Origin of the sequence: Williamsia sp. 1138 (genome assembly GCF_002095435.2) — a bacterium.
In the GTDB taxonomy this organism is placed as follows: Bacteria; Actinomycetota; Actinomycetes; order Mycobacteriales; family Mycobacteriaceae; genus Williamsia.
Map to the genome: position 1 here is coordinate 68,965 of NZ_MJEJ02000051.1, position 26,757 is coordinate 95,721.

Here is a 26,757-nt window from a genome sequence, read left to right on the forward strand (position 1 = left end):
GAATGCTGTCATGTCCCCAGAAACATATCCACAGACCGTGCATCTCGCCGTCTACGACACCCTCGCCGACTGGGAGACCGGTCACGCAGTCGCGCACATCAACAATCCCGAGTATCAGGCTCACCCCGGTAGGTACCGGATTCGCACCGTCGGGCCGACGATGGAATCGATCACCACCGCGGGAGGCGTGCGCATCGCACCTGACATGGCGCTCGCCGATCTCGACCCGCGAGACAGCGCCATGCTCATCCTGCCCGGCGCGTCGGACTACCTGAACGGCGGACTGACCGGATTCGTGGATGCGGCAGCCGACTTCCTCGCAGCCGGAACACCCGTCGCGGGGATCTGCGGTGCCACGGTCGCCATGGCACAGCGCGGACTGCTCAATGGCCGCCGCCACACCAGCAACGCAGCGGAAGCCCTGTCGTGGACCGGCTACGCGGGCGCGGCAGATTACGTGGACGAGCCCGCGGTCACCGACAACAGCCGCGCCGGCCATCTGATCACCGCTGCAGCAATGCATCCGGTGCCTTTCGCGCGGGAGATCTTCGCGGAACTGGACCTGTACGCGCCCGAGACCCTCGCAGCATGGACCAAGCTCTACAGTGGCGACCCCGCCGGCTACTACGAGTTGATGGCAGCCACCTCGTGAGCGACCCCCAGCAGCTACTCAGCGACTCGGCTCTCACGGCTTTCCGCCTCAACGGCCAGTTCCTCGCCGTCGCCGAGGCTCTCGCCGCTCCCGCCGGCCTGACCGCGACCCGCTGGCAAGTTCTCGGCGCAGTACTCTCAGAACCACTTTCGGTGTCAGACATCGCCCGGGAGATGGGGATAACCCGGCAGAGTGTTCAGCGCACCGCCGATCTTCTCGCCGAGCAGGGCCTGGTGACCTTTCGCGACAATCCGGCGCACCGCCGGGCGAAACTCGTCGACATCACCGAGGCCGGGCTTTCCGCCGTCCGGCTGATCAACCCCGGGCACAGCGAGATGGCGCGTCGATTGAGTGAGATCATCGACGAAACCACCTGGGCTGCAGCGCTGTCCGGATTACAGGAACTCTCCGATGCCCTGCACAGGCTCGACCGCCTCTGACACGCCGGGAACTAAGCCGATTTCACGGCGCCCAGGCCCGCACCTGTGATCGTCCCGGCGATCAGCGCCGCCAACTGGCGGTACTCGTCCTCTCGTCCGCTGGTCGCGCGCATCACCAGTCCTATCCGGCGGCCCGGACGGGGCCGGCCGAACCTTGCGATCGCCAAGGCGCCCCTCGCGGTTTCGGTCTGGACCGCCGTCTGCGGGATCAGGGTGACGCCGAGACCACCCTCCACACACTGGACAGCGGTCGCCAGCGACGCGGCCCGCGTGGGACCGACGTCCGGCCGGACCCCTGCCAGCCTGCACACCTCCAGCGCCTGATCCCGCAGGCAATGACCTTCGTCGAGCAAGAGCAGAGGCAGGTCCGCGAGCGCGGCGGGGTCGACGCGACTTCGACCGGCCAGCACATGTCCCGGAGGCAAGGCCAGCACGAAGTCTTCGTCGTACATGGCGATCTCGATCATGCCGGGCGCATCGACGGGCAGGGCGACCATCGCGGCATCGATCGAGTTGTGCCGCAGCGCATCAAGCAGACGTGACGTCTGGTCCTCGACGACACGTACCGAGAGCTCGGGAAGCTGCGTGGCCAGATCACGCAGCACCGAGGGTAGAACGTACGGCGCGACCGTCGGGATGAGTCCCAGTCGCACAGTGCCCGACAACGGCTGAGCCACCCCCACCGCCGCCGCGGTGAACATATCGACAGCCTCGATGACCGCGGTGGCACGCGGCAGGAGTGCCTCGCCCTCGCTCGTCAAGAAGACACGCCGCGTCGACCGCTCGACCAACCGGAGCCCCAAACCTGTTTCGAGCGCCGCGAGCGCCTGAGACAACGAGGGCTGGCTCACACCCAAACCATCTGCCGCCGAACCGAAATGCCTCTTGTCTGCAATAGCCGCGAATGCCTTCAGCCCGGCGATCGTCGGCTGATAAGTTTGATCGGTCATACCTATCACTATAGTGCTACTCATCACGTTTTCTTTTCACCGGCTTACCGGCAAGATTGGGGGCACCGCGTAAGAAATCGTGACATCTAAGGAGCAACTTTGTCTTTGCTGACCATTGGCGACCAATTTCCCTCATACAATCTGACGGCCGTCATCGGTGGAGATCTCTCGAAGGTCAACGCCCAGCAGCCCGACGACTACTTCACGACCATCACGAGCGACGACTCCGCCGGCAAGTGGCGCATCGTCTTCTTCTGGCCCAAGGACTTCACGTTCGTGTGCCCCACCGAGATCGCAGCATTCGGCAAGCTGAACGATGAGTTCGCCGATCGCGACGCCCAGGTACTCGGCGCATCCGTCGACAACGAGTTCGTCCACTTCCAGTGGAGGGCACAGCACGAAGATCTCAAGACGCTCCCCTTCCCCATGCTGTCAGATCTCAAGCGCGAACTGGCCTCGGCTGCAGGAGTTCTCAACGCCGACGGTGTCGCCGACCGCGCAACCTTCATCGTCGACCCGAACAACGAGATCCAGTTCGTCTCCGTCACCGCCGGCTCCGTCGGCCGCAATGTCGACGAGGTTCTGCGAGTGCTCGACGCGCTGCAGTCGGACGAATTGTGCGCCTGCAACTGGAAAAAGGGTGATCCCACCATCGACGCAGGCGAACTGCTGACTGCGAGCGTCTGAGGATGAGTATCGACAACCTGAAGGAAGCGCTTCCGGAGTACGCGAAAGACCTCAAGCTCAACCTGGGGTCCATCTCGAGGACCACGGTCCTCAAGGACGAGCAACTCTGGGGAACCCTCCTCTCGACCGCGGCAGCCACCAAGAACGCCGTGGTACTCAAGGAGATCGCAGACGAAGCCGCGGACAACCTGTCGGCTGACGCATACAACGCCGCGTTGGGCGCCGCCTCGATCATGGGCATGAACAACGTGTTCTATCGCGGTCGCGGATTTCTCGACGGCAAGTACGACGACCTGCGTCCCGGGCTACGGATGAACATCATCGGTAACCCCGGTGTGGACAAGGCCGATTTCGAACTCTGGTCGTTCGCGGTGTCCTCGATCAACGGTTGCGGTCATTGTGTTGCAGCGCATGAGAACACACTGCGCGAAGCGGGCATCGACCGCGAAGCGATCTTCGAATCGCTCAAGGTCGCCTCCATCGTGGCGGGGGTGGCAGCCGCCCTCAGCACTGCCGAGGTGCTCGTCGGGTAACTCCTGGCGGTGACGTACGAAGAGCAGGGACTCCGCGCGGAGTCCCTGCTCTTTGTTGTCCACAGACGAATTACGTCAAAGCATCTGACATTCGCTCGGCGAGTTCGGCGACCTGAGCCGAGGTCATCACGAACGACGGTGAGATCTGCAGCGCGCCTTGGCCTGCGGCCCGACCACTGACACCGTGACGGCGTAGCGCTGCGATGACCGCAGGTGCCGTGCCCGGGTCCTCCAGCTGCACGGCGCTCACCGCGCCGAGTCCGCTGCGCACCTCACTCACCGCGGGCAGATCCGCGAGTGGAGCGAGCGCCACATGCAGGTCCGATTCCAGCCGTGCCGCCTCTTCGCGCAGCCCCTCGGACTCGATGATGTCCAGGTTCGCCATGGCCGCAGCGGCCGCACCTGCGTGCCCGCCGTAGGTGTAACCGTGCCGCCACCACACCCCGCCGGCGTAAAACGGCTCAGCGATGTGGGGCGCGATGAACAACGCGCCCATCGGCACGTATCCCGACGTCAAACCCTTCGCGGTGGCGATCATGTCCGGCTGGAGATCGAAACGTGTCGAGGCGAACCACGACCCACCGATGCGTCCGAACCCGGTCACCACTTCGTCGGCCACGAAGAGCACGTCGTTGTCGCGGCAGATCTGGCGCACCTCGGTCAGGTAGCCCTCTGGTGGCAGATAGATGCCGCCGGCCCCGATGATCGGCTCGCAGAAGAAGGCGGCGATGTTGTCGGCGCCGATCCGCTCGATCAAGCCGAGCAGGCTCTTCGCGTCATCCCACTCGACCGTCGCCGCGTCCGTCATCAGTTCGCCGTAGTTCTCGCGGTTGGGCGGTAGCCCTGACAATGCTGTTCCGCCGACGTGCATACCGTGGTACGCCTTGGTGCGGCCCACCACGATCTTCTTGTCGGGCTTTCCCAGTTCGTGCCAGTAGCGCCGTGCGAGTTTGACCGCCGAGTCGACCGAGTCGCTGCCGCCCGAGGTGAAGAACACCTTGCTACCGGGAATGGGCGCGAGGCCAGCGAGACGGTCCCCGAGCGCAGCGGTGACGTCCGAGGTGATGTCCCCGAAGCCCGAGTAATGGGCGAGCGTGCCCAGCTGGCGCGCGACCGCCTCGGCGATCTGGGTCCGGCCGTGACCGACGTTCGTGAACCAGAGTCCCGCTGTCGCGTCGAGGTACTTGTTACCCGAGGTGTCCCAGATGTGTACGCCCTCACCCTTGGCGACCACGAATGGCCCGGTGGCGCTCACCGCGCCCATGTCGGCGAAACCGTGCCAGAGACCGGCGGAAGTCGAAGCAGTCATGCGCTACATCATGCCCGCAGCGCTGCGGGCGACACCAGCCTGGGCCGGGGCACTCCCTCGCCGGACTATCATGGAGGAGATATGTCGACCGCGCCGAACGAGTCCAACAAGACAGCCGACCAGGCTCCCGGACGACGCAGGCGCCGCCCTGATCAGCGGCGAGGAAACCGGTCTCGGCTGTCCCCCGCCGAGACCGAGCGTCGGCGGGCCCTGGTGCCCACCATCAGCTATCCCCCCGAGTTGCCGGTCTCCGCTGCTCGCGAGGACATCGCGGCAGCGATCTTGCAGCACCAGGTGATCGTGGTGGCAGGTGAGACCGGATCCGGCAAGACGACGCAGTTGCCGAAGATCTGCCTAGAACTCGGCCGAGGTGTCTCCGGACGTATCGGGCACACTCAACCACGGCGCCTCGCCGCCCGCTCGGTGGCGGAGCGAATCGCAGAGGAGACCGGTACCGAACTCGGCGAATTGATCGGCTATTCGGTGCGATTCACCGACAGGGCCGGTGATGACACGCTCGTGAAGGTCATGACCGACGGCATCTTGCTGCGGGAGTTGTCGCGTGATCGACAGCTGCGCGAATACGACACGCTGATCATCGACGAGGCGCACGAGCGCAGCCTCAACATCGACTTCATACTCGGGTACCTCAAGCAGCTCCTGCCCCAACGGCCGGACCTGAAGGTGATCATCACCTCGGCCACCATCGAGCCCGGACGCTTCGCCGAACATTTCGCCACGGACGGCGCCCCGGTGCCGATCATCGAGGTGTCGGGCCGGACGTACCCGGTGGAGGTTCGCTACCGACCGCTGATCGTGGAGGACGAAGACGAAGCAGATCTCGACCAGCTGCAGGCGATCGGCGCGGCAGTTGACGAACTCTTCCGACAAGGCCCGGGTGACATCCTGGTCTTTCTTCCCACCGAGCGTGAGATCACGGACACCGCCGCCTCGTTGAAGCATCTGGAAGCCAAGGGCGTCGAGGTCATACCGCTGTTTGCACGCCTGTCGGCCGCCGACCAGCACCGCGTGTTCTCGCCGCACCGCGGGCGCCGAATCGTGCTGTCCACCAACGTCGCCGAGACGTCGCTGACGGTTCCCGGGATCCACTACGTGATCGACGCCGGCACCGCGCGCATCTCCCGGTATTCGACCCGCACAAAAGTGCAGCGACTGCCGATCGAACCGATCTCCCAGGCCAGCGCGCGACAGCGCGCCGGCCGCTGTGGCCGGGTGGCCGCGGGCGTGTGCATCCGCCTCTACAGCGAGGATGACTTCGAGTCACGTCCGGAATACACCGAACCGGAGATTCTGCGAACCAATCTCGCCGCAGTGATCTTGACGATGACCTCACTGGGCCTCGGCGATGTCGGTCGCTTTCCCTTCGTGCAACCACCCGACCCCAAGGCCATTCGCGACGGGCAGCAACTGCTCGAAGAACTCGGGGCACTCGCAGCGCCGACGGCGGACACACCGGTGCGGCGGTTGACTCCCATCGGGAAGTCGTTGTCCCGCATCCCCGTTGATCCGAGACTTGCGCGCATGCTGGTAGAGGCCGAGACGCAGGGCGCCCTCGGGCCCATGCTGGTGATCACCGCCGCGCTCTCTCTGCCCGACGTCCGCGAACGACCCGCAGACCATCGCCAGGCCGCCGACGAGTCGCACAAACGATTTGCCGTGCCGGGTTCAGAGTTCCTGACCCTGCTCAATCTCTGGGTGTACCTTGAAGATCTGCGAAAAGAACTTTCCTCCAACCAATTCCGCAAGCGTTGCAGTCGAGAGTTCCTCCATGGCCTCCGCATTCGGGAGTGGCGGGACCTGCACTCCCAACTCGTCCGGATCGCGCGCGACCTCGGCTGGACGGTGCCCGGTACCGTGGCAGCACCAGAGGCAGACACGCCTGCGGCGACCGCAATCCACCAGTCTGTGCTCTCTGGCCTGTTGAGTCAGATCGGCGTTCGCGAAGGCGACACCAAGGAATTCCTGGGATCACGCGGTACCAAGTTCATGATCTTCCCCGGGTCCTATCTGTCGAACAAGCCACCACGCTTCGTGATGGCCGCGGAGATCGTCGAGACGTCGCGCCTGTGGGCACGCACTGCCGCCCGCATCGAGCCCGAGTGGGCCGAACGCCTCGCCGGGGACCTCGTCAAACGGCAGTACAGCGAGCCGCACTGGTCGGGAAAACACTCTGCGGCAATGGCATACGAACGGGTGACTCTCTACTGCGTCCCGCTGGTCACGCAACGTCGCGTGAACTACGGCTCGATCGATCCCGAGGCCGCCAGGGAGTTGTTCATCCGGCACGCACTGGTCGAAGGTGACTGGCGCACGCAGCACCCGTTCTTCCATCGCAACCGCGCGTTGCTCGACGACGCCGAGGAGTCGGTACATCGGGTCCGTCGTACCGACGTCATCGTCGATGACGACACGCTCTTCGCCTTCTACGATCAGCACATCGGACCGGAGGTGGTGTCGGGCAGGCACTTCGACACCTGGTGGAAGACTGCCCGCAAACGCTCTCCCACGCTCCTCGACCTCGACCCTGCCGACCTGGTCGCAGCCGACGCCGCAAGTGATCCCACCGGATTCCCCGACCGGTGGCGCCAGGGCGACACCAGCTATGACCTGCGCTATCGCTTCGAGCCCGGTACGGCCGACGACGGTGTCACCGTACTGATACCGCTGTCGCTCCTCGTCCGGGCCCGTCCGTCCGGGTTCGACTGGCTGGTGCCGGGAATGCGACTGGAGCTGATCACCGAACTGCTGCGTACGCTCCCGAAAACCCTACGGCGTCAGGTGGGTCCGGCTCCCGACCTCGCGGCGGACATCCTGGCGTCGGTGACCCCGCGGGCCCGTCCGCTGACCGAGTCGGTGGCAGAACAAGTCCGCGACCGTACCGGCGTGGCCGTCGCCGCGGCCGACCTGCGCGTCGCCGCGCTACCGGCTCATCTGCGCATGACCTTCGCGGCCACCGATGCGGGCGGAAACGTACTCGCGACGTCGAAGTCCCTGCGCGAGTTGCAAGATGCACTCGCAGCACGGGCCCGTGCAGCGCTCGAGAGCGAGGCGGCCGCCGTTGCCGTCCCGGTGGCGAACACCTGGACTGCCGACACCTTCGGCGACATCGACCGCACCGTGAGCGCTGTGGTCGCCGGCCAGGAGATCACCAGCTACCCCGCTCTGGTCCGCCGTGGCAAGGGTTTCACCGTGGTCGCCGCCGCGACCGCGGCCGAGCAAGAGGCGAACATGTACCTTGCGGTCGTCGATCTGCTCATCGCCGGCCTGCCCGCCCTACGACAATCCGCCACGACCGCCCTGAGCACCGCCCACCGGCTGGCCCTCAGTCAGAGCCCGTACCCCACCACCACCGCGTTGCTCGCCGACTGCGTGCGCGGTGCAGTGGTCGATCTCGTTCCGCATCAACCGAATGTGTGGACGGCCGCCGAATTCGCAGCTCTCAGGACACATGTCGCCGGCCAGGTGAACCGCCGCGCCACCGAGAAGCTGAGCCAGGCGGCGGACATCCTCTCCCGGGTCGCCCCGCTTCGGCGCGCACTCGACTCCACCTCGGTGACGGCCGCCAAGGACGACGTCCTCGAACAACTGGACGAGCTGGTGTTCGATGGGTTCATCTCCGCGACCAGTGCGGTTGCGTTGCGCGAGATCCCACGATATCTAGACGCGGCGATCTCGCGACTCGAGCAACTACCGGCGAGTGCCACGAGGGATGCACAGGCCATGGACACCATCGATCGAGTGGTCGCGGCATGGGCCGCGCATGTGCGCACGGTCCCCCAACCGCGCCGCGATGCCGTCAACGAGCAAGCGGGCTGGATGGTCGAGGAGCTGCGGGTGGGGCTGTTCGCCCAGCACTTGGGGACCGCCTACCCCGTCTCGGAGAAGCGAGTCGTGAAGGCGATCAAAGCACTCCGATGATCGAAGCACTCCGATGATCAACGCGATCGACGGTCATGGCTTGGCAGCACGCAGATCGTCGATCTCCTTCTGAAAGTCGTCGACGGAATCGAACGAGCGATACACCGAGGCGAACCGCAAATAGGCGACCTCGTCCAGGTCGCGCAACGGTCCGAGAATGGCCAGGCCGACCTCGTTGCTCGGAACCTCGGCCGAACCGGTGGCGCGAACAGCTTCTTCCACCTGCTGCGCCAGCTGCTGGAGCTTCGCATCGTCCACGGCGCGTCCCTGGCACGCCCGGCGTACACCTCTCATCACCTTCTCGCGACTGAAGGGTTCGGTGACCCCCGTGCGCTTGACGACAGCGAGCACCGCACTCTCCACGGTGGTGAACCGGCGGCCGCACTGCGAACACGAGCGACGGCGCCTGATCGCCTGCCCCTCGTCCGCCACCCGAGAATCGACGACTCGGGTGTCCTCGTTCTTGCAAAACGGGCAATGCATGCAGGGTCCCTCGACTGTCGGCGGCCCAGGCATGGTGACCGGGCACTCTGACGTCGAGGATACCGCCCAGGCAATTGGCTGCGGCGGCACTGCGGCTACCGCGCGTACACCGGTGTGAGCAGCGACTGCCCGACGGACAACGCCGAGTTGTTCATGCCGTTGAGCTCCATGATCTCGTCGACGACCGCTGCGGTGGGCATCTCGGGTGCGAGCCGAGAGGCAATGTCACTCAGGGACTCTCCGGATTGCACGTGGACGATCGCCGTCCCGGTGGTCGCCGGGGTCGCGGACTGCTGCACCAGGCCGCCGAAGAACATCATGAAAACCACCAGTGCCATGAGGCCTACACCGGTTACCGCAGCAGCGGCCCACGCCCGGCGACGGACGTACACGCTCCTGGTTGTCGGCGTCGGCCGTTGCGTTGCGTTGTCCGATTCGCCGCACGAGACCGCGGAGCCTCGGCGGGCGACTCCATGGCGGCGATCCGCGGGACGGCTGGTATCGGCCGGCCGAACCGGACGAACGGTGCGCGTACCGGCGCCGGAATCGGCGAGCCGACGAACGGGCCGAGACGTTGCCGGCCGGTTGATGGTGGTGGCTGCAGTCATGGGTTCGATCCTCAGGTCACTCGGAGACCGAAACGCAGCGGACTCGACCGCGAGGTTTCGATCACTCGTTCGATTGAACGAATGTTCGAGTTGTATCACGGGGGTCCGACACGCGCCACGCCCGCTCGAACAAATGTTTGAGAGTTGTGACATTTTCCATTACCGTGAGGCCCATAAACCAAGGACGAACCTCGCACCGACCAGGCCACACACCACGAAATGGAGGCCCTGATGGCCGAAACAACTGATTCCCGAAGTCCGCAAGAGTCGGCGGCAACCACCGTGGTCAGCACCGAACCCCTGGCCGAGGGCTCGCTGACACCTCGCCAGAAGGCCGTTCTCGAGGTCATCAGGGCGTCGGTGCGCGAGCGCGGTTATCCGCCGAGCATCCGTGAGATCGGCGACGCCGTCGGACTCACCTCCACATCCTCGGTCGCCCACCAGCTCCGCACCCTCGAACGCAAGGGATTCCTGCAGCGGGAGAACAATCGACCGCGAGCGGTCAACGTGCAGGACACCGACCTGAATCCGGCGACGGCAGCTGGTCAGGTCCAGATCCCGGACGAATCCCTGCCAACGCCCACATTCGTACCCGTGCTCGGTCGAATTGCGGCCGGCGGCCCCATCCTCGCGGAGGAAGCTGTCGAAGACGTGTTCCCGCTACCCAAGGAACTCGTCGGGGAAGGTTCCCTGTTCCTGCTCAAGGTCGTTGGTGAGTCCATGATCGACGCCGCCATCTGTGATGGCGACTGGGTGGTGGTCCGCCAGCAGAACGTAGCGGACAACGGCGACATCGTGGCCGCCATGATCGAGGGCGAGGCCACCGTCAAGACGTTCAAGCGCACGAAGGACGCCGTCTGGCTGATGCCGCACAGCCCGGTGTTCGATCCCATCCCCGGCAACGATGCGGTGATCCTCGGCAAGGTCGTCACCGTGATGCGGCGCCTCTGAATCGACTGCCTGACAACACCGAGCGGGGTGCACCGGATTATCCGGTGCACCCCGCTCGGTTCGTCTGGAGGGATTCAGATCCCCAGGCTGCGACCGATCACTTCCTTCATGATCTCGGTCGTGCCACCGTAGATGGTCTGGACCCGCGAATCGACAAAGGCCTTCGCGACCGAGTACTCACGCATGTAGCCGTAGCCGCCGTGCAGCTGCAGGCAGCGATCGATGAGCTGAACCTGGTTCTCGGTGGCGTAGTACTTGGCCATCGCCGCGTCCGGAACCGTCAGTTTCTTCTCGTTGAGCAAGCCGATGCAGTGGTCGACGAATACGCGCGTCGTGGCGGTGGACGTCGCCAGTTCTGCGAGAAGGAAACGCGAGTTCTGGAAGTTGCCGATCGAACGGCCGAATGCCTTGCGGTCCTTCGCGTACTGCACGGTGGTCTCGAGGACGGCTTCCATGGCGGCGGCGGCGACAACTGCGATCGACAGGCGCTCACGGGGCAGGTTCTGCATCAGGTAGATGAAGCCGAGGCCCTCTTCACCGAGCAGATTCTCTGCAGGTACACGGACGTTGTCGAAGCTCAATTCCGCGGTGTCCTGCGCCTTCATCCCCAGCTTGTCCAGGTTCCGGCCCCGTTCGAAGCCGTCCATGTCACGCTCGACGACGAGCAGGCTGAAGCCTTTGGCGCCGGCTTCGGGGTCGGTGCGCGCGACCACGATCACGAGATCGGCGTTGATGCCGTTGGTGATGAAGGTCTTCGATCCGTTGAGGACCCAGTGATCGCCGTCTTTCTTGGCATTTGTCTTGATGCCCTGCAGATCGGAGCCGGTACCCGGCTCGGTCATGGCGATCGCGGTGATCAGCTCTCCGGAGGTGAAGCCGGGCAGCCAGCGTGCCTTCTGCTCATCGTTCGTCAATTCGAGCAGGTACGGCGCGATCACATCGTTGTGTAGCGGGAAACCGAGTCCGCTGTAGCCCCCACGGGCCGATTCCTCGGCGACGATGGCGTTGTAACGGAAGTCCTGGACTCCACCGCCCCCGAACTCCTCTGGAGCGTCGACGGCCAGGAAGCCGTTCTTTCCGGCTTCGATCCACACGTCACGATCGACGATGTTCTGCTCCTCCCAGCGATCGTGGTTCGGCGCCACGTGCTGGTCGAGGAAGCTGCGGTACGAATCACGGAAAAGTAGGTGCTCGGGCTCGAACAACGTGCGTTCCATCAGCAGATCTCCATTACTAAGGGGACAAAGCAGGCGAAGGGGGCGACGCCTCGGTTCCCATTAACTGTAACTGGATTCTACATCTCGCCCAAAACGTGGGCAGTGATCACTGCTCCGCGGTCTCCGGCACTGCCAAGCTTGCCAACTGCCGCGCCAGACCAGAGGGAACCGTTGCGGTGATCGCGGTTCCGTCTGCACCGTGCTGCTCGGACAGCACGTCGCCTTCGGCGTGGATCCGCGACACGAGATCGCCTCTGGAGTACGGCACTCGCACGCTGACGTGGACATCATGACGGGCGATGGCCTCGCGAATGGCGACGAACAACTCGTCGATGCCCTCCCCCGTCACCGTCGAGATGAACACCGCCTGGGGAAACAGACCCCGCAGTTGCGCCAGCACGAGTGGGTCCGCCACATCGATCTTGTTGATCACCAGGATCTCCGGCGGGGCCGTGGCCTTCTCTTCAGACACCACCTGTTCGATCACGGTCCGCACAGCGGAGATCTGGTCGGTCGGAATCGGATCGGACCCGTCGACGATGTGCAACAAGAGATCCGCGTCCGCAACCTCCTCCAGGGTGGAACGGAACGCCTCCACCAACTGGGTCGGCAGATGCCGGACGAAGCCGACTGTGTCGGTGATGACGAGTTCCCTGCCGTCTTCGAGAGTCATCCGACGCGTGGTCGGATCCAAGGTCGCGAACAGGGCATTGTGGACCAGGACCCCCGAGCCGGTCATCCGGTTGATGAGGCTCGACTTGCCCGCGTTCGTGTACCCGACAATGGTCACAGACTGGGCGACCGCCTGTTTACGCTTGCTGCGCTTGGTGTTTCGAGATGTCTTCATCTCCCGGATCTCGCGCCGCAGTTTGGCCGTGCGTTCCCGGATCCGGCGGCGGTCGGTCTCGATCTTCGTCTCACCGGGCCCGCGCAGGCCCACGCCGCCGTTGCTGCCCGCCCGGCCGCCGGCCTGCCGCGACATGGACTCACCCCAGCCGCGCAGTCGGGGCAACATGTACTCCATCTGCGCGAGGGCCACCTGCGCCTTGCCCTCACGCGACGTGGCGTGCTGGGCAAAGATGTCCAAGATCAAGGCCGTGCGGTCGATCACCTTGACCTTCACGACCTTCTCCAACGCGGTGAGCTGCGCCGGGGTGAGTTCACCGTCGCAGATCACGGTATCGGCCCCTGTGGCCAAGACGATCTCGCGGAGTTCGTGCGCCTTGCCCGAGCCGATATACGTTGCCGGGTCGGGCTTGTCGCGCCGCTGGATGAGTCCCTCGAGAACCTCGGAACCCGCGGTCTCCGCCAACGCGGCGAGTTCCGCCATGCTGGAGTCGGCCTGCGCCGTGGTGCTGCCCTGGGTCCAGACCCCGACCAGCACGACCCGCTCGAGGCGCAGCTGCCGATACTCCACCTCGGTGACATCGGTCAGCTCGGTCGACAGCCCTCCGACACGCTGCAGCGAACTTCGTTCGTCGAGTTGTAGTTCACCGGTCGTCGGGATGTGCTGCGTACGCTCGGCAGGCAACTCGTCAGTCCGGTCTGGGGTCCCGCTCTGCGGGTTGGTGTCTTCGGTCATGAGGTGACCATCGTGACATTGCGGTGTACTCGCTGCATACCGGTTTTAAAGCCATCCTTCGTTGAGTATGCCCGCGCCGACGAGAATGGACGGGCCTCGTAGTTCGCTGTCGTTGTCGCCGACCGTCACCGTGATCCGTCCGCCGGGGACATCGACGATGATCGTTCCCGTGGTCCGGCCGATCGAGCGCAGCGCGGCCGCAGCGGCAGCGACGGTTCCTGTGCCACAACTGCGCGTCTCCCCGACCCCGCGCTCGTGCACTCGCATCCGCACCTCGCCGGTGACGCCGTCCACGGTGGACGGCACCGGCGGCGTGATCAGCTCGATGTTCACACCCGCCGGAAAGTCTCCGCTGTCGAAGGTGATCGGCGCTGTGAGGTCGACGTCATCGAGATCCGCCGCGCTCAGACCTTCCACCACGCAGGCCAGATGCGGATTGCCCACGTCGACCGCCACCCCGGCAAATGGGCGGCCGTCGATGGTCGCCTTGCTGTCCGTACCGAAAACCACCTTGCCCATCGACACACTGACTTCCGCGTGTGTTCCGCTGCGCTCGTGCACCACCACCGGCCGCGCACCGGCACGTGATCCGACGACGAAAGCGCTGCCGGTGACCAGGTCGTGGGCTGCGAGGTAGTGGGCGAACACCCGAACCCCGTTGCCGCACATCTCCGCGATGGAACCGTCCCCGTTGCGGTAGTCCATGAACCAGTCGTTGTCAGAGATGCCGTCAGGCACGGTCGCGAGCACCCCGGCGTCGCGAAGCGCTCCTGCGGTCGCGACCCGCAACACCCCATCGGCACCGATCCCGCGGTGCCGATCACAGAGCGCTGACACGAACTCCGGGGTCAGGTCCAGCGCCACGCCCGGATCCGGCAGCAGCACGAAGTCGTTCTGGGTGCCATGGCCCTTCACGAAATCAACATGCGCAGCTCCGCTGCGCTCCGTCTCCGACCGACCAGGTCGAGCTCCGCTGCGCTCCGTCTCCAGCCCACCAGGTCGAGCTCCGCTCCGCTCCGTCTCCGACATCTCATCCACAATACGCGCTCTACCGGGCACTACCGCCGCCACGACCCGCGGCCAGCAATGCCTGACCGAGCACGTCGGGAGCCGATGCGTCGAGCCACTTCACCCTCGGATCGCGACGAAACCATGAGCGCTGCCTGCGGACGTATCTGCGGGTCCCGATGAAGGTCAATTCTTCCGCTCGTGCGAGGTCGTACTCCCCGTCGAGCGCTGCGATCGTCTGCGCATAGCCGATCGCCCGGGCAGCGGTCACTCCTTCGCGCAGTCCGACGTCGAGCAGCGCCCGGACCTCGTCCACCAGACCTCCGGAGAACATGGCAGACGTCCTGCGTGCAATCCGCTCGTCGAGATCGGCGGTGTCGCGGTCGAGCGCGATGATGGTTGTGTTCCAACGAGGTTCGCCGATCTGGGGAGCTGACGCGGAGAAGGGCCTGCCCGTGATCTCGACGACCTCGAGCGCTCGGACGATCCTGCGGCCGTCGGTGTCGAGGATGTGCTCTGCAGCCTCGCCGTCCACCTCGGCGAGGCGTCGGTGCAACGCTGCGGGACCGAGCTGCGCCAGTTGCTCCTCATACCGGGACCTGACCTCGGGATCGGTCGCCGGGAACTGCCAGTCGTCGAGCAACGCCTGGACGTACATCATCGATCCGCCGACGATCACCGGAGTCCGACCGGCGGCGAGGATGCTCTCGACATCGGCGCGTGCCGCCTGTTGATACCGCGCGACGGTCGCCGTCTCGGTCACCCCGAGCACATCGATCTGATGGTGCCGGACCCCACGCCGCTCGGCGATCGGCATCTTGGCCGTCCCGATGTCCATACCTCGGTACTGCTGCATCGCGTCCACGTTCACGATCTCGCCACCGAGATCGATGGCCAGCTCGAGCGCAAGGTCTGACTTACCGCTGGCCGTGGGTCCGATGACAGCGATCGGCGTCACCACCGCATGTCCCAGCGGGCGACCACATAGCCCACGCCGAACGGCGCCGCGGCGCTGAGCAACACCCCGTCCACCGCGGCACCGTCCACGCCGGCACCTACGAGCGCGCCGGCGACCAGCTGCCAGACCGCGCGTCCGGAGACCCCGAGGTGAGCGCACTTCTCTTCGGGGAGGGCACCGAGCGCGTCCAGATCAGCCGAACCCAACGCGGCGTCGATCACCGTCTGCAACGCCGCCGCCTCGGCCTGCTCGCCTCCCGGAGCTTTCGCCCCCAGTGTGGTCGCCCCGTCGGCGACCACCAACAACCCGATCGGTTCGTCCGTTGCCGCCAGCGCTCTACCCAGCACCCGGCCGAGCTCGGCACTGTCAGCGGCCGACGTCTCGGCGTCGACTAGAGTCACCGCCAATTCCGGCCGCGGTTCGACCGCAGCGGCCAGCCACCCGGCCAGCAGGACCGAGGTCGGCATCAACGCATCGGGGTCACCAGGCGTCCGCGGATCGATCTCGACCTCCACATCGGCGCCGAAACCCACAAAGGTGCCGCGCGCCGCAACCGGAACGGCCGGATCTCCGATCCCCACGACCATCCAGCGGCGCGCACGCTCGGCCAACTGATCACAAACCGCATGTGCAGCATCACGAATGGGAAGGATCTCCGGAACGCCGGGACCGGACAGCTCGGGCACCAAAACCGGTGCGGCGGGGACGAATGCAGCGGCGACCAACACCTGCGCCACGGTAGCCGACTCTCCGCGACGACACCGCGCCGCGCGATTCGAGCGAACCCATTGTCGATGAGTGTCCACACCTACGGCCTTGACCTGCTTCAATGAGAGAGGCGATGGGCGCCACACCGGCGTCAGCGCCGGCAGACGAACGCAACTGGCAGCCGTGTCGCGCGGCAGGACGAGGATGAACATGACCGAGCACACCCCTGAACCTGCCGCAGACGCCGCCCCGGTACCCGGCCCCCGACCGGGACCACGGCCCGGCCCCCGACCCGGACCACGTCCGGGTCAGCACGCGCCGCCCAAGGTGCATGCCCCCGCAGATGTCGTCAGGCCTGCCTCCGACCCGTCCGAGTTCGGCCGGATCGATGACGACGGCGCGGTGTGGCTCAAGAACTCCGGAGGCGAACACCAGATCGCGTCCTGGCAGGCAGGGACCGCCGCCGAAGGCCTCGCTCACTTCGGCCGCCGGTTCGACGATCTGGTCGTCGAGGTGGAATTGCTCGAGGAACGACTCGAGGCCGGCACCGGAGATCCGCGCAAGACGAAGATCGCAGCGGCGGCATTGGTGGAGTCTCTTCCGACCGCTGCCGTGATCGGCGACGTCGACGCGGTCGCGGCACGCCTGCAGACGATCATCGACGGCGCCGACGGTGCGGCCGAGAAGGTCAAACACGATCGCGACGAGGCACGGACCGCGGCCATCGCGAGGAAAGAGGAGCTCGCCGCCGAAGCCGAGGAGATCGGTTCTGAGTCGACCCAGTGGAAGGTCGCGGGCGATCGCATGCGGGAGATCCTCGACGAGTGGAAGACCATCAAGGGCGTCGACCGCAAGACCGACGATCAGCTCTGGAAGCGATACTCGAAAGCGCGGGACACCTTCAACCGTAGGCGTGGCGCGCACTTCGCCGAGATGGATCGCGAACGCGCCGGGGCACGTTCGCGCAAGGAAGAGCTCATCACCGAGGCCGAGTCGCTGTCGGCCTCCACCGAATGGGCCGACACCGCGGCCAAATTCCGAGACCTCCTCACCCAATGGAAGGCCGCAGGCCGCGCCCCCCGCGACCAGGACGACGCGCTGTGGGCCCGTTTCAAGGCAGCCCAGGACGTCTTCTTCGGAGCCCGCAACGCCGCTTCCTCCGAGCGAGACGCCGAGTTCGAGACAAACGCCAAGGCGAAGGTCGAGTTGCTCAACCGGGCCGAGAAATCGATCGATCCCGACGCCGATCTGGACGCCGCACGTCGCGAGTTCCGGCTGATCCGCGATCAATGGGACGAGATCGGCAAGGTCCCCCGCGAGCAGATGCATTCACTGGAGGCTCGCATCAAGGCCGTCGAGAAGCGGATCCGCGATGCCGAGTCAGCACAGTGGCAGCGCACCGATCCCGAGGTCAAGGCACGCGCGCAACAGTTCGCCGATCGGGTCTCGCAACTCGAGGATCAGGCCGCCAAGGCCGAGGCGAACGGAAAGGCCAAGGACGCGCGCAAACTACGCGAGCAGGCCGAGCAATGGCGGGAATGGGCCCGGGCCGCCGAGGGTGCGATCAGCGACTGAGCAGGTCACTCAGCTCTCGGTGTCGGGATCGACAGGCCGTGGAGCGCGACGTCGTTGCAGGGCGAGTGCCCGTTGTTCTTCCGCAGCTGCCTCCTCGCGGCGTTGGGCCTCGAGGGTGAGCTGGTAGCTGGTCCTGGTCCACACGACCCGCGACCAGTGGAAGACGATCACGAACATCGCGATCCAACCCACCACGAGTCCGACACCGACGCCGCTCGGCGGAGCGTATCCCGAGACCCCGGGGGTGTTGCGCGACCACCAAGCGAGCATCCCGGCAACGCAGGACACCGCGCTGCCGCACAGGGCAACCCAGGCGAAGAACCAGCGACGGGTGATCAAGGCCAGCGCAGAGAACCCGACACCGAACACCAACTGCAGCCACACGAAGATACGTGAGGTGATGGTGACGTTCTCGGCGGCGGCGTCCGCATTGAACGTCAGGACGTCGATACCGGTGACCGAACCGGTGTGCGGCAGTACGAACGAGAGCAAGACCGCGAGCACCGCCACAGCGACCACCACGGCACGGGCACCCGGGTCGATCTCGCCGGCCACTTTTCGTTCAGCCTTGCGGAGATCACCCTTGAAGTCTTCAAACGCCGGCAACTGTCCGCCCTCTGGTTCGGCCATCACATCTCACATCCTGAGCCGCATGCCGATTCGACCGGTGCGCTCGTCGGTTTTCCGATTGTCGGCAACCCCAGACCCACGCCGATCGGCGGAGTCTGCGGTGTGGTGCCTGCTGCGTGCGCATCGCCGGCCCGAGTGCGCCGATGTGCGGTGATGCCGTCGTCGGCCAGCAGGTAGTGCGGCGCGGCACCGGTGACCACCGCGTTCACGAGGTCTCCCGGCCGGACGCCCTCATCAGCAGTGGCGAAGTGCACGAGCCGACCGTCGCGTGCACGACCGGTCATCCGGCCCTGATCCTTGCGGCCGTCAGCCGTGACGAGAACCTCGACCGGCATCCCGATCAGGTTCTGGTTCTCCTCCAGGCAAATCCTGTCCTGGAGCTCGGTCAACCGCATATAACGTTCGGATACAACGGCTTTGGGGACCTGCTCGGCCATCTCCGCCGCCGGGGTGCCCGGCCGGGGCGAGTACTGGAAGGTGTAGGCGCTGGTGAATCTGGCCTTGGCGACGACGTCGAGGGTGTCCTGGAAATCTGCTTCGGTCTCGCCGGGGAACCCCACGATGATGTCGGTCGTGATGGACGCATGTGGCATTGCGGCGCGGACACGATCGATGATCCCGAGGAACTTGGTGCTGCGATAACTACGACGCATGGCCTTGAGGATCCGGTCCGAACCCGACTGCAACGGCATGTGCAATTGCGGGCAGACGTTCGGAGTCTGCGCCATCGCCTCGATCACGTCGTCGGTGAACTCTGCCGGATGGGGGGACGTGAACCTCACGCGCTCGAGCCCCTCGATCTCCCCACACGCCCGCAGCAGGGCCGCGAAGGCACCTCGGTCGCGACCGAGGTCGGGGTCTGAGAAGGACATCCCATACGCATTGACGTTCTGCCCGAGCAGCGTCACTTCACCGACACCCTCGTTCACCAGTGCCTGCACCTCGGCCAGCACGTCACCGGGGCGGCGGTCGACTTCTTTGCCCCGGAGGGCTGGGACGATGCAGAACGTGCAGGTGTTGTTGCAACCGACCGATATGGACACCCAACCCGAGTACGCCGACTCACGCTTGGCGGGGAGCGTCGAGGGAAAAGCCTCCAGGGCATCGAGGATCTCGACCTGCGCCTGCTCGTTGTGCCGGGCCCGTTCGAGCAGCACCGGCAACGAACCGAGGTTGTGGGTACCGAAGACGACGTCGACCCAGGGAGCTTTCTTCACCACCGTCGCGCGATCTTTCTGCGCGAGGCAACCGCCGACGGCAATCTGCATTCCGGGGCGCCGCTCCTTCACCGGAGCGAGATGCGAGAGGTTTCCGTACAGCTTGTTGTCCGCGTTCTCGCGCACCGCACACGTATTGAACACCACGAGGTCGGGCTCGGTACCTGCCTCGGCACGCACGTACCCTGCCTCTTCGAGCAGACCTGAGATGCGCTCGGAATCGTGGACATTCATCTGACAGCCGTAGGTGGTGACCTGGTAGGAACGCCCACTGGTCAGCGGACTGTCGGTCACCGGACTTGTCAACGAGATTGTCACCCGATCCAGGGTACTTGCCCGGCCCGACCAGGCGAAATGGACGCGACGACCTGCGATTTAAGCGGTCCGCCACACGAGTGGCGGTCCGCCGGATGTCGGGTGTTGCGCTCACGGCCCGATCGTCGACCCAATAAGGTCGTTATCCATGACAACATCTCGGGACTCCTCGGGCGCGCAGCATCCGGTCGACAAGGGACCGGCAGGCGGCGGCAGCCAGACGATGATCAGCATGACGAACGTACAGAAGCATTTCGGCGACCTGCACGTGCTCAAAGACGTCGACCTCGAGGTGCCGGCGGGACAGGTTGTGGTGATCCTGGGCCCCTCGGGTTCAGGAAAGTCCACGCTGTGTCGCACCATCAACCGGCTCGAACCGATCGACAGCGGTGAGATCCGCATCGACGGCAACATCCTCCCTGCAGAGGGCAAGACATTGGCGGCGTTGCGCGCCGACGTCGGCATGGTGTTCCAGTCCTTCAACCTCTTCGCCCACAAGACAATCCTGCAGAACGTCACCCTCGCTCCCATCAAGGTTCGCGGCAAGAGCAAGGCCGACGCGGAGAAGCGCGGTATGGAGTTGCTCGAACGCGTAGGAATCGCCAGTCAGCGCGACAAGTATCCAGCCCAGCTGTCAGGCGGCCAGCAGCAGCGGGTGGCGATCGCACGGTCGTTGGCGATGGAACCCAAGGTCATGCTGTTCGACGAACCCACCTCGGCACTCGACCCCGAGATGGTGAACGAAGTGCTCGACGTGATGGTCTCACTCGCCAAGGAGGGCATGACGATGCTCGTGGTCACCCACGAGATGGGCTTTGCCAGGAAGGCTGCCGACCGGGTCATCTTCATGGCCGACGGTGCGATCGTCGAGGACGACGAACCCGAGACCTTCTTCACCAGCCCGAAATCCGAACGCGCGCGTGACTTTCTCGGCAAGATCCTGGGCCACTGAGGACTGTGATGAACCGACTCGAACGCACGAAAGCATCTATGCCCGTCAACTCACCCAAGCCGCGGCGCCTGACCTCGATTCTCGGTCTCGCGATCGCCGCCGTGCTCATCGCGGGCGGGCTCGCCGCCTGCGGCAGCACCAGCCCGCGAAACCTGCTCGAATCCATCGAGGAGGGCTCGGTGATCGCAGGCACGAAGTTCGATCAGCCCGGTCTCGGTCTCCGTCACCCAGACAAGGACTTCACCGGATTCGACGTTGCGGTGTCGGAGTACGTGATCAACAACATCGCCGAGACCAACGGCTGGGACAAACCCGACATCACGTGGAGAGAAACCCCCTCGGCCCAGCGCGAAACCCTGATCGCCAACGGTGAGGTCGACATGATCGCGGCCACCTACTCCATCAATGCCGCTCGTTCGGAGAAGGTGGCATTCGCAGGGCCGTACCTCATCAACTACCAGGGTCTTCTCGTCCGAGAGGACGACGACAGCATCGCGGTGCTGACCGACCTCAACAACGGTAAGAAGCTGTGTTCGGTCACCGGCTCGACGTCTGCACAGAACGTCAAGAACCAGTTACCCAACATCCAGCTCCAGGAGTACGACTCGTACTCGTCGTGCGTCGAGGCGTTGCGCCGCGGGAAGGTCGATGCGCTGACCACCGACGAGGCAATTTTGGCCGGCTTCTCGGACTTCTACCCCGACGAGTTCAAGCTCGTCGACATGACCTATCCCGACGATGCCTGCGTGACGTCGAGCGGGAAGAAATCGCTGAAGAAGGCGGGGTCACCGTTCTCGACCGAGCGATACGGCATCGGTATGGCCAAGGAGTATCCAGAGGCTGTCGAGGCCGTCAACAAGGCACTCGTCTCCATGATGACGCCGCCGCCTGGTGGCGGCCCGTCCGCATGGGAGACCGCGTTGCGCGACAACATCGGCAGTGCCCAGGTCGACTCGATGATCGAGCGGTCGCAGGGGCCCGACTCCACATACACCTTCACCCCTGAGCCCGGGAATCTCGATTTCCTCACGTCCAAGTCCACCCCCTGCCCGGAGGGACTGTCATGAACGAACTCTGGACAGACATCGGCCCTGGCTTGTGGCCGGCCTACTGGGTCACGATCAAACTGACGTTCTTCTCCGCCATCGGATCGCTCCTCTGGGGCACGGTGCTGGCGGGAATGCGGGTGTCCCCTGTGCCCGTCATGCGGTTCTTCGGCACCTGGTACGTCAACATCGTGCGCAACACCCCGCTGACCCTGATCATCATCTTCTGCTCGGTGGGCCTGTATCAGAATCTCGGGTTGGCGCTGGCCCCCGAGAACGAGAACTTCATCGACAACAACAACTTCTGGCTGGCGGTGCTCGGCTTCACGTTCTACACCTCGACATTCGTGTGTGAGACGCTGCGGTCCGGGTTCAACACGGTTCCCCTCGGGCAAGCCGAAGCGGCCAGATCCCTCGGCCTGCCGTTCAGCAAGGTCTTCACTCTGATCGTGTTGCCGCAAGCGATTCGGTCGGTGATAGGGCCCATGGGCAGCGTGCTGATCGCCTTGACCAAGAACACCACCATCGCGTCGGCGATCGGTGTCGCCGAGGCGTCCCTGCTGATGAAGGAACAGATCGAGAATCACGCCGACCAGGTGATCTGGATCTTCGCCATCATCGCCGCTGGGTTCATGGTGTTGACCCTCACCGAGGGTTTCGTGTTCGGCTATCTCGCAAAGCGATTGGCGGTCAAACGATGAGCAGCTCAACTGTTCTGTACGACGCACCCGGACCGAAGGCGCGCAAGCGCAATGCCGTGATCGCAGTCGTCTTCGGCGCGATCGTGCTCGCCATCGCCGTCTATGTGCTGGTGGCATTGGGCAACAACGGTCAGCTGACCGCCGAGAAGTGGGACCCTTTCATTCAGCTGGACACGTGGACCACGTATCTGCTGCCCGGTCTCTGGGGAACGATCAAGGCGGCCGTACTGTCCATCGTCTTTGCCTTGGTACTGGGTGCGATCCTCGGCATCGGCCGGTTGTCGGACCATCGGGCGATCCGGATCCTCAGCGGAGGAACCGTGGAGTTCTTCCGCGCGATCCCCGTGCTGATCCTGATGATCTTTGCCTACTACCTGTTCGCCGAGTATGCGGTCTTCCCGGCCGAACAACTCGCGTTCGCGGCAGTGGTCACCGGACTCACCCTCTACAACGGGTCGGTGATCGCGGAGATCCTTCGTTCCGGCATCAACTCCTTGCCCTCAGGACAACTCGAAGCTGCCAATTCGCTGGGTATGCGAAAGTCGCAGACCATGCGGTTGGTCCTGCTACCGCAGTCGATCACGGCGATGCTCCCGGCGTTGATCTCGCAGATGGTCATCGCGCTCAAGGACAGTGCGCTCGGGTATGCCATCGGCTACATCGAGGTCGTGCGATCGGGCATCCAGTCCGCATCGTTCTACGGCAACTATCTGCCCGCACTGGTCGTGGTCGCTCTGATCATGATCGCGCTCAACTTCGGGCTGTCGTCCTTTGCAACGGTCGTCGAGCGTCGCGTTCGAGAAGGCAAACGCAAGGGCACGGTCGGTGACGTGACGATCACGGACGACGCGATCACAGCCGACCGCTGATCGGCACGGACCACGTCGTGCAACACATCGACCGGCTGCGCTATTCGCGCAGCCGGTCGATTTCTGTCTTGACCAGACCCAGCGCCAAGGAGGGCGAGTAACCGCGGCGCACCAGCATGGCGACCAGCCGTCGGGTGTGGCGGTCCCGATCTGCGCGCTCGGCCAGGTCGTCCGGGCCCAACCGCTGCGCCTTCCGGCGTAGCAGGTCAGCCGCTCGATCGTGCTCGGCTTCGTCATCGACCTGGCTCAGGGCATCCTCGATGATCGCCTGATCAACGCCCTTGTTCCTCAATTCGTGACGCAACGCCGTCCGGCCCTTGCCACTGTGCAGGTGTCGCGACCGGACCCACTGCTGGGCGAAATCATTGTCGTCGAGCAGGTGTTGCCGCTCCAGACGCTCCATCACCGAGTGGACTTCCTCGGCAGGAAAATCTTTGTCCTGCAGACGCTTCAACAACTCGGATCGGCTTCTGGCTCGCACCCCGAGCAGCCGAAGCGCTGCATCGTACGCAGACGCAGACGCCGAGGTCGAGCCGAATCCGGAGTCGGCGTCCGGTCCCCGCTTCGAAACGGTCTCTTCAGATATCGCACCCGAGACCTCAGATGCAGTGCGGGAGAGGATCTCCGCGGTCGCAGTCCGCAACTTCGCGGCGCTCACACGGGGATCCTCTCCCCCAAGGTCGTTCACGTTCTCGTGCGTCCTTCTAGAACTCGATACGTTGCTAGAACTCGACAGGGGCGGGTGCGACCTCGTCATCGGCGGTCAGCACAGCTCCGATACCGAGCTTTTCCTTGATCTTCTTCTCGACCTCGTCGCGGATCTCGGTGTTCTCCAGGAGGAACTTACGAGCATTCTCCTTGCCCTGACCGAGCTGCTCCCCCTCGTAGGTGAACCAGGAACCCGACTTGCGAATGAAGCCGTGCAGCACGCCCATGTCGATGAGCGAACCTTCCTTGCTGATGCCCTGGCCGTACAGGATGTCGAACTCTGCCTGCTTGAACGGCGGCGCAACCTTGTTCTTGACCACCTTGACGCGGGTGCGGTTGCCCACGGCTTCCGTGCCGTCCTTGAGGGTCTCGATCCGACGCACGTCGAGCCGCACCGAGGCGTAGAACTTGAGCGCTTTACCGCCGGTCGTCGTCTCGGGCGAACCGAACATCACACCGATCTTCTCGCGCAGCTGGTTGATGAAGATCGCCGTGGTGCCGGTGTTGCTCATGGCGCCGGTCATCTTGCGCAGCGCCTGGCTCATGAGACGGGCCTGCAGACCGACGTGGCTGTCGCCCATCTCGCCCTCGATCTCCGCACGAGGGACCAGCGCGGCCACCGAGTCGATGACCAGGATGTCCAGCGCGCCTGAGCGGATCAGCATGTCGGCGATCTCGAGGGCCTGCTCACCGGTGTCAGGCTGCGACACCAGTAGCGCGTCGGTGTCGACGCCCAGCTTCTGCGCGTAGTCCGGATCCAGCGCGTGCTCCGCGTCGATGAAGGCGGCGATACCGCCGGCTGCCTGGGCGTTGGCAACCGCGTGCAGCGCCACCGTGGTCTTACCCGAGGACTCCGGACCGTAGATCTCGACCACGCGGCCACGTGGGAGGCCACCGATTCCGAGCGCGACATCCAGCGCGATCGAACCGGTGGGGATGGTGGCGATCGGCTGGCGAGCGTTCTCGCCGAGACGCATCACCGACCCCTTGCCGTAGTTCTTGTCGATCTGGGCCAAGGCCAGATCGAGGGCCTTTTCGCGGTCTGGTTGAGCTGCCATGGTTACCCCTAGTGGTGGTTGGGCCGAGTTGTCGGCGGTGGTGCCGCCGGTCTGGCGGGATCGGGCTCGTTTTCGCGTATTCGGCGTCTCTTTGCGCACTGACGTCACGCTAGAGGAGCCCTCTGACAATTCACTTGTCCGGCGAATCCCCGGTCTCGACATTTCTCATCGCCGCTTCTATCTGCCACCCACTGTAGGCGAACGCGTGTTCGAGTCAAAGACATACGGCGATGACACGCCGACAGAGATGAGAGAACTACCAGCGGCTGCGGGGAACATCGAAGTCGCGACAGAGCGCGACCCATACATCCCTGGGATCGACCCCGGACTCGAGGGCTTGCGCTGCCGTCCGACCACCCAGATCGGTCAGCACGTGGTCGACGAGCAACGAATCCGAGGTGGTGGCGCCGAACTCAGAGCTGATGAGTTCGGCGAATTCGGTCAGTCGCACGCCACCGAGAGTAGCGAAGCCCCCGGGCCGCCCGCCGCGCGGGCACAGACCGCCACGGGATCGACGGTGTCGGCGGCACTGCTGCCCGCGCGCTGGGCCGACTCGGCAAAAGATGTGCTGTCCAACACCTTTCGGCACGAAGCACTCAACCCCTGCACGGTGGCGGGACGCACCACCTCGGCACACCCCCATCGCCGGGCTCGCTGGGCGAGTTCCCATTGGTCACCACCGCCGGGGACGAGTACCTGGGGTACCCCGGCGAGCAGGGACTTGGCCAGCATGCCGTGTCCGCCGCCGCAGATCACCAGCGCGGCCTCGGCCAACAACAGGTCCTGTCGGCCGTGCCCGGCAATCGCCCACGACGGCAGGTCACTCACCGCCGGCGCAAGGCCGGAGACCACAGCGCGCACCGGCCTGCCCAACAGATCCGGGGCAAGCGCCTGCAGAGCCGTCTCGGCGAGACCGGCCGTACCCGTGGTGGCGGTGGACGGTGCGATGACCACCAGCGGCGCATCGCCGGACGGTGGGGTGAACACCACGTCTGTGGGCTCCCACAACAACGGACCCACGATCTCGGCCTCGTCCGGCCAGTCCGGTCTCGGGACCTCCAGGGCCGGCAGGGTGGCGATCAGCCGCGCAGCAGGGACCTGTTCACCTGGGGGCAGGCCGATCTGGCGACGAGCCGATTGTCGTTGTCGTCGGCCGGTGGCGATGGACCTGTCGGTGGCGGCCCGCATCAAGGCGTCCCGCAGTCGACCTCCGACGCCGGCCCCTGGTGCCAGGCCGCTGCCGATGGGTGGCAACGCGCGCGACGGACTGTAAAGCGGATGGGGCGACAGTTCCACCCAGGGGATGCGCAGGGCTTCCGCAGCCCACCCGCCGCACACGGTGATGACATCGCACACCACGAGATCAGGAGGCTCGCGCCGAAGCAACGGGACGAGCAACTCGCACATTCGGGCGGCTCGGACGCCGAGCTTGGCGCCCGCATCCGAATCGTCGTCATCGCGATCGGCAACCAGGCCCGGGAGCTCTCTCACCTGCAGGCCGCGTACCGCCGCTGTCTCGATCCAACCCGCACCCGTGTAGACGACCGGATCGCTACCCCTGTCTCGCAACAGCTCCGCCAACGCCAGCACCGGCAGGGCGTGTCCCGCATCGGAGCCCGCCACCAGCGCGACCCGCAACGGGCCGGCATGAGTACGGGTCA

Annotated in this window: 26 protein-coding genes; 11 read left to right on the forward strand and 15 right to left on the reverse strand. The window is 65.1% G+C overall.

Annotated elements, in window-relative coordinates; translation table 11 throughout:
- Window positions 1–10: 10 nt before the first annotated feature.
- Window positions 11–652 (forward strand): DJ-1/PfpI family protein, encoded by a 642-nt coding sequence (locus BH683_RS22485; protein ID WP_084838512.1) that lies wholly within the window; start codon window positions 11–13, stop codon window positions 650–652.
- Window positions 649–1,092, forward strand: a complete 444-nt coding sequence (locus tag BH683_RS22490; protein ID WP_210405257.1) for a MarR family transcriptional regulator — start codon at window positions 649–651, stop codon at window positions 1,090–1,092. The genes BH683_RS22485 and BH683_RS22490 overlap by 4 nt, the downstream gene beginning before the upstream one ends.
- An 11-nt stretch (window positions 1,093–1,103) precedes the next feature.
- On the opposite strand, the gene BH683_RS22495 is transcribed toward BH683_RS22490, so the two are convergent.
- A complete protein-coding gene (locus tag BH683_RS22495) occupies window positions 1,104–2,042 on the reverse strand; it encodes a hydrogen peroxide-inducible genes activator (RefSeq protein ID WP_084838514.1) in 939 nt (312 codons plus the stop codon).
- 99 nt (window positions 2,043–2,141) lie between these two features.
- Between BH683_RS22495 and BH683_RS22500 the strand changes: the two genes are divergently transcribed.
- Both BH683_RS22500 and BH683_RS22505 read left to right on the forward strand, forming a co-directional pair.
- Window positions 2,142–2,729, forward strand: a complete 588-nt coding sequence (locus BH683_RS22500; RefSeq protein ID WP_084838515.1) for a peroxiredoxin — start codon at window positions 2,142–2,144, stop codon at window positions 2,727–2,729.
- 2 nt (window positions 2,730–2,731) lie between these two features.
- Window positions 2,732–3,262: an alkyl hydroperoxide reductase gene (locus BH683_RS22505; protein ID WP_084838516.1), complete on the forward strand. Its 531-nt coding sequence runs from the start codon at window positions 2,732–2,734 to the stop codon at window positions 3,260–3,262.
- Window positions 3,263–3,332: 70 nt separating this feature from the next.
- On the opposite strand, the gene BH683_RS22510 is transcribed toward BH683_RS22505, so the two are convergent.
- Window positions 3,333–4,571 carry an aminotransferase class III-fold pyridoxal phosphate-dependent enzyme gene (locus tag BH683_RS22510; RefSeq protein ID WP_084838517.1) on the reverse strand — a complete coding sequence of 413 codons (1,239 nt, stop codon included), beginning with the start codon at window positions 4,569–4,571 and terminating at the stop codon, window positions 3,333–3,335.
- A gap of 81 nt (window positions 4,572–4,652) precedes the next feature.
- On the opposite strand from BH683_RS22510, the gene hrpA reads away from it, so the two are divergent.
- Window positions 4,653–8,510: an ATP-dependent RNA helicase HrpA gene (hrpA, locus tag BH683_RS22515; RefSeq protein ID WP_084838518.1), complete on the forward strand. Its 3,858-nt coding sequence runs from the start codon at window positions 4,653–4,655 to the stop codon at window positions 8,508–8,510.
- A 33-nt stretch (window positions 8,511–8,543) separates the two neighbouring features.
- On the opposite strand, the gene nrdR is transcribed toward hrpA, so the two are convergent.
- Window positions 8,544–8,993, reverse strand: a complete 450-nt coding sequence (nrdR, locus tag BH683_RS22520) for a transcriptional regulator NrdR (protein ID WP_084838519.1) — start codon at window positions 8,991–8,993, stop codon at window positions 8,544–8,546.
- 95 nt (window positions 8,994–9,088) lie between these two features.
- Window positions 9,089–9,601, reverse strand: coding sequence for a LysM peptidoglycan-binding domain-containing protein (locus BH683_RS22525; RefSeq protein WP_094647693.1), 513 nt, complete (start codon window positions 9,599–9,601; stop codon window positions 9,089–9,091).
- Window positions 9,602–9,832: 231 nt separating this feature from the next.
- Between BH683_RS22525 and lexA the strand changes: the two genes are divergently transcribed.
- Window positions 9,833–10,552 carry a transcriptional repressor LexA gene (gene lexA, locus BH683_RS22530; protein ID WP_084838693.1) on the forward strand — a complete coding sequence of 240 codons (720 nt, stop codon included), beginning with the start codon at window positions 9,833–9,835 and terminating at the stop codon, window positions 10,550–10,552.
- 74 nt (window positions 10,553–10,626) lie between these two features.
- Here lexA and BH683_RS22535 read toward each other — a convergent pair whose 3' ends face one another.
- From BH683_RS22535 to BH683_RS22555, 5 genes are all read right to left on the reverse strand, one after another.
- Window positions 10,627–11,769, reverse strand: a complete 1,143-nt coding sequence (locus tag BH683_RS22535; RefSeq protein WP_084838520.1) for an acyl-CoA dehydrogenase family protein — start codon at window positions 11,767–11,769, stop codon at window positions 10,627–10,629.
- 106 nt (window positions 11,770–11,875) lie between these two features.
- Window positions 11,876–13,351 carry a GTPase HflX gene (gene hflX, locus BH683_RS22540; protein ID WP_084838521.1) on the reverse strand — a complete coding sequence of 492 codons (1,476 nt, stop codon included), beginning with the start codon at window positions 13,349–13,351 and terminating at the stop codon, window positions 11,876–11,878.
- Window positions 13,352–13,396: 45 nt separating this feature from the next.
- Window positions 13,397–14,380 (reverse strand): diaminopimelate epimerase, encoded by a 984-nt coding sequence (gene dapF / locus BH683_RS22545; protein WP_084838694.1) that lies wholly within the window; start codon window positions 14,378–14,380, stop codon window positions 13,397–13,399.
- A gap of 19 nt (window positions 14,381–14,399) precedes the next feature.
- Window positions 14,400–15,320: a tRNA (adenosine(37)-N6)-dimethylallyltransferase MiaA gene (gene miaA / locus BH683_RS22550; protein WP_094647666.1), complete on the reverse strand. Its 921-nt coding sequence runs from the start codon at window positions 15,318–15,320 to the stop codon at window positions 14,400–14,402.
- The gene (locus tag BH683_RS22555; RefSeq protein ID WP_094647668.1) at window positions 15,314–16,054 is read right to left on the reverse strand and encodes a hypothetical protein; all 741 of its coding nucleotides are present in this window, start codon (window positions 16,052–16,054) and stop codon (window positions 15,314–15,316) included. The genes miaA and BH683_RS22555 overlap by 7 nt, the downstream gene beginning before the upstream one ends.
- Before the next feature lie 181 nt (window positions 16,055–16,235).
- Here BH683_RS22555 and BH683_RS22560 point away from each other — a divergent pair, with 181 nt between their 5' ends.
- Window positions 16,236–17,600 carry a DUF349 domain-containing protein gene (locus BH683_RS22560; protein ID WP_094647697.1) on the forward strand — a complete coding sequence of 455 codons (1,365 nt, stop codon included), beginning with the start codon at window positions 16,236–16,238 and terminating at the stop codon, window positions 17,598–17,600.
- A 9-nt stretch (window positions 17,601–17,609) separates the two neighbouring features.
- Here the strand turns inward: BH683_RS22560 and BH683_RS22565 are convergent, their stop codons facing one another.
- Complete coding sequence (locus BH683_RS22565) at window positions 17,610–18,230, reverse strand: hypothetical protein (protein ID WP_084838524.1); 621 nt, start codon at window positions 18,228–18,230, stop codon at window positions 17,610–17,612.
- Window positions 18,230–19,741, reverse strand: coding sequence for a tRNA (N6-isopentenyl adenosine(37)-C2)-methylthiotransferase MiaB (gene miaB / locus BH683_RS22570; RefSeq protein ID WP_094647670.1), 1,512 nt, complete (start codon window positions 19,739–19,741; stop codon window positions 18,230–18,232). Before miaB ends, BH683_RS22565 begins: the two co-directional genes overlap by 1 nt.
- Window positions 19,742–19,985: 244 nt before the next feature.
- On the opposite strand from miaB, the gene BH683_RS22575 reads away from it, so the two are divergent.
- From BH683_RS22575 to BH683_RS22590, 4 genes are read left to right on the forward strand one after another with little or no spacing between them, the layout of a single operon-like run.
- Window positions 19,986–20,714, forward strand: coding sequence for an amino acid ABC transporter ATP-binding protein (locus tag BH683_RS22575; RefSeq protein WP_094647699.1), 729 nt, complete (start codon window positions 19,986–19,988; stop codon window positions 20,712–20,714).
- Window positions 20,715–20,752: 38 nt separating this feature from the next.
- Window positions 20,753–21,781: a glutamate ABC transporter substrate-binding protein gene (locus tag BH683_RS22580; RefSeq protein ID WP_084838527.1), complete on the forward strand. Its 1,029-nt coding sequence runs from the start codon at window positions 20,753–20,755 to the stop codon at window positions 21,779–21,781.
- The gene (locus BH683_RS22585) at window positions 21,778–22,461 is read left to right on the forward strand and encodes an amino acid ABC transporter permease (RefSeq protein WP_084838528.1); all 684 of its coding nucleotides are present in this window, start codon (window positions 21,778–21,780) and stop codon (window positions 22,459–22,461) included. The genes BH683_RS22580 and BH683_RS22585 overlap by 4 nt, the downstream gene beginning before the upstream one ends.
- Window positions 22,458–23,330, forward strand: coding sequence for an amino acid ABC transporter permease (locus tag BH683_RS22590; RefSeq protein ID WP_084838529.1), 873 nt, complete (start codon window positions 22,458–22,460; stop codon window positions 23,328–23,330). The genes BH683_RS22585 and BH683_RS22590 overlap by 4 nt, the downstream gene beginning before the upstream one ends.
- A gap of 40 nt (window positions 23,331–23,370) precedes the next feature.
- Here BH683_RS22590 and BH683_RS22595 read toward each other — a convergent pair whose 3' ends face one another.
- From BH683_RS22595 to BH683_RS22610, 4 genes are all read right to left on the reverse strand, one after another.
- Complete coding sequence (locus tag BH683_RS22595; RefSeq protein WP_246833527.1) at window positions 23,371–23,988, reverse strand: regulatory protein RecX; 618 nt, start codon at window positions 23,986–23,988, stop codon at window positions 23,371–23,373.
- 64 nt (window positions 23,989–24,052) lie between these two features.
- A complete protein-coding gene (recA, locus tag BH683_RS22600; RefSeq protein WP_084838531.1) occupies window positions 24,053–25,096 on the reverse strand; it encodes a recombinase RecA in 1,044 nt (347 codons plus the stop codon).
- Between the two features lie 256 nt (window positions 25,097–25,352).
- Window positions 25,353–25,547, reverse strand: coding sequence for a DUF3046 domain-containing protein (locus tag BH683_RS22605; RefSeq protein WP_084838532.1), 195 nt, complete (start codon window positions 25,545–25,547; stop codon window positions 25,353–25,355).
- Window positions 25,538–26,734: a nucleotide disphospho-sugar-binding domain-containing protein gene (locus BH683_RS22610; protein ID WP_084838533.1), complete on the reverse strand. Its 1,197-nt coding sequence runs from the start codon at window positions 26,732–26,734 to the stop codon at window positions 25,538–25,540. Before BH683_RS22610 ends, BH683_RS22605 begins: the two co-directional genes overlap by 10 nt.
- Window positions 26,735–26,757 lie beyond the last annotated feature (23 nt).

What these genes read in the sequence shown, in the direction of transcription:
- lexA (WP_084838693.1), top strand. Translation starts at nt 9,833, where the DNA reads ATGGCCGAAACAACTGATTCCCGAAGTCCGCAAGAGTCGGCGGCAACC.
- BH683_RS22485 (WP_084838512.1), top strand. Translation starts at nt 11, where the DNA reads ATGTCCCCAGAAACATATCCACAGACCGTGCATCTCGCCGTCTACGAC.
- recA (WP_084838531.1), bottom strand. Translation starts at nt 25,096, where the DNA reads ATGGCAGCTCAACCAGACCGCGAAAAGGCCCTCGATCTGGCCTTGGCC.
- hflX (WP_084838521.1), bottom strand. Translation starts at nt 13,351, where the DNA reads ATGACCGAAGACACCAACCCGCAGAGCGGGACCCCAGACCGGACTGAC.
- BH683_RS22590 (WP_084838529.1), top strand. Translation starts at nt 22,458, where the DNA reads ATGAGCAGCTCAACTGTTCTGTACGACGCACCCGGACCGAAGGCGCGC.
- BH683_RS22495 (WP_084838514.1), bottom strand. Translation starts at nt 2,042, where the DNA reads ATGACCGATCAAACTTATCAGCCGACGATCGCCGGGCTGAAGGCATTC.
- BH683_RS22580 (WP_084838527.1), top strand. Translation starts at nt 20,753, where the DNA reads ATGCCCGTCAACTCACCCAAGCCGCGGCGCCTGACCTCGATTCTCGGT.
- dapF (WP_084838694.1), bottom strand. Translation starts at nt 14,380, where the DNA reads ATGTCGGAGACGGAGCGGAGCGGAGCTCGACCTGGTGGGCTGGAGACG.
- hrpA (WP_084838518.1), top strand. Translation starts at nt 4,653, where the DNA reads ATGTCGACCGCGCCGAACGAGTCCAACAAGACAGCCGACCAGGCTCCC.
- BH683_RS22525 (WP_094647693.1), bottom strand. Translation starts at nt 9,601, where the DNA reads ATGACTGCAGCCACCACCATCAACCGGCCGGCAACGTCTCGGCCCGTT.
- BH683_RS22560 (WP_094647697.1), top strand. Translation starts at nt 16,236, where the DNA reads ATGACCGAGCACACCCCTGAACCTGCCGCAGACGCCGCCCCGGTACCC.
- BH683_RS22535 (WP_084838520.1), bottom strand. Translation starts at nt 11,769, where the DNA reads ATGGAACGCACGTTGTTCGAGCCCGAGCACCTACTTTTCCGTGATTCG.
- BH683_RS22575 (WP_094647699.1), top strand. Translation starts at nt 19,986, where the DNA reads ATGATCAGCATGACGAACGTACAGAAGCATTTCGGCGACCTGCACGTG.
- BH683_RS22505 (WP_084838516.1), top strand. Translation starts at nt 2,732, where the DNA reads ATGAGTATCGACAACCTGAAGGAAGCGCTTCCGGAGTACGCGAAAGAC.
- BH683_RS22510 (WP_084838517.1), bottom strand. Translation starts at nt 4,571, where the DNA reads ATGACTGCTTCGACTTCCGCCGGTCTCTGGCACGGTTTCGCCGACATG.
- BH683_RS22565 (WP_084838524.1), bottom strand. Translation starts at nt 18,230, where the DNA reads ATGGCCGAACCAGAGGGCGGACAGTTGCCGGCGTTTGAAGACTTCAAG.
- nrdR (WP_084838519.1), bottom strand. Translation starts at nt 8,993, where the DNA reads ATGCATTGCCCGTTTTGCAAGAACGAGGACACCCGAGTCGTCGATTCT.
- BH683_RS22585 (WP_084838528.1), top strand. Translation starts at nt 21,778, where the DNA reads ATGAACGAACTCTGGACAGACATCGGCCCTGGCTTGTGGCCGGCCTAC.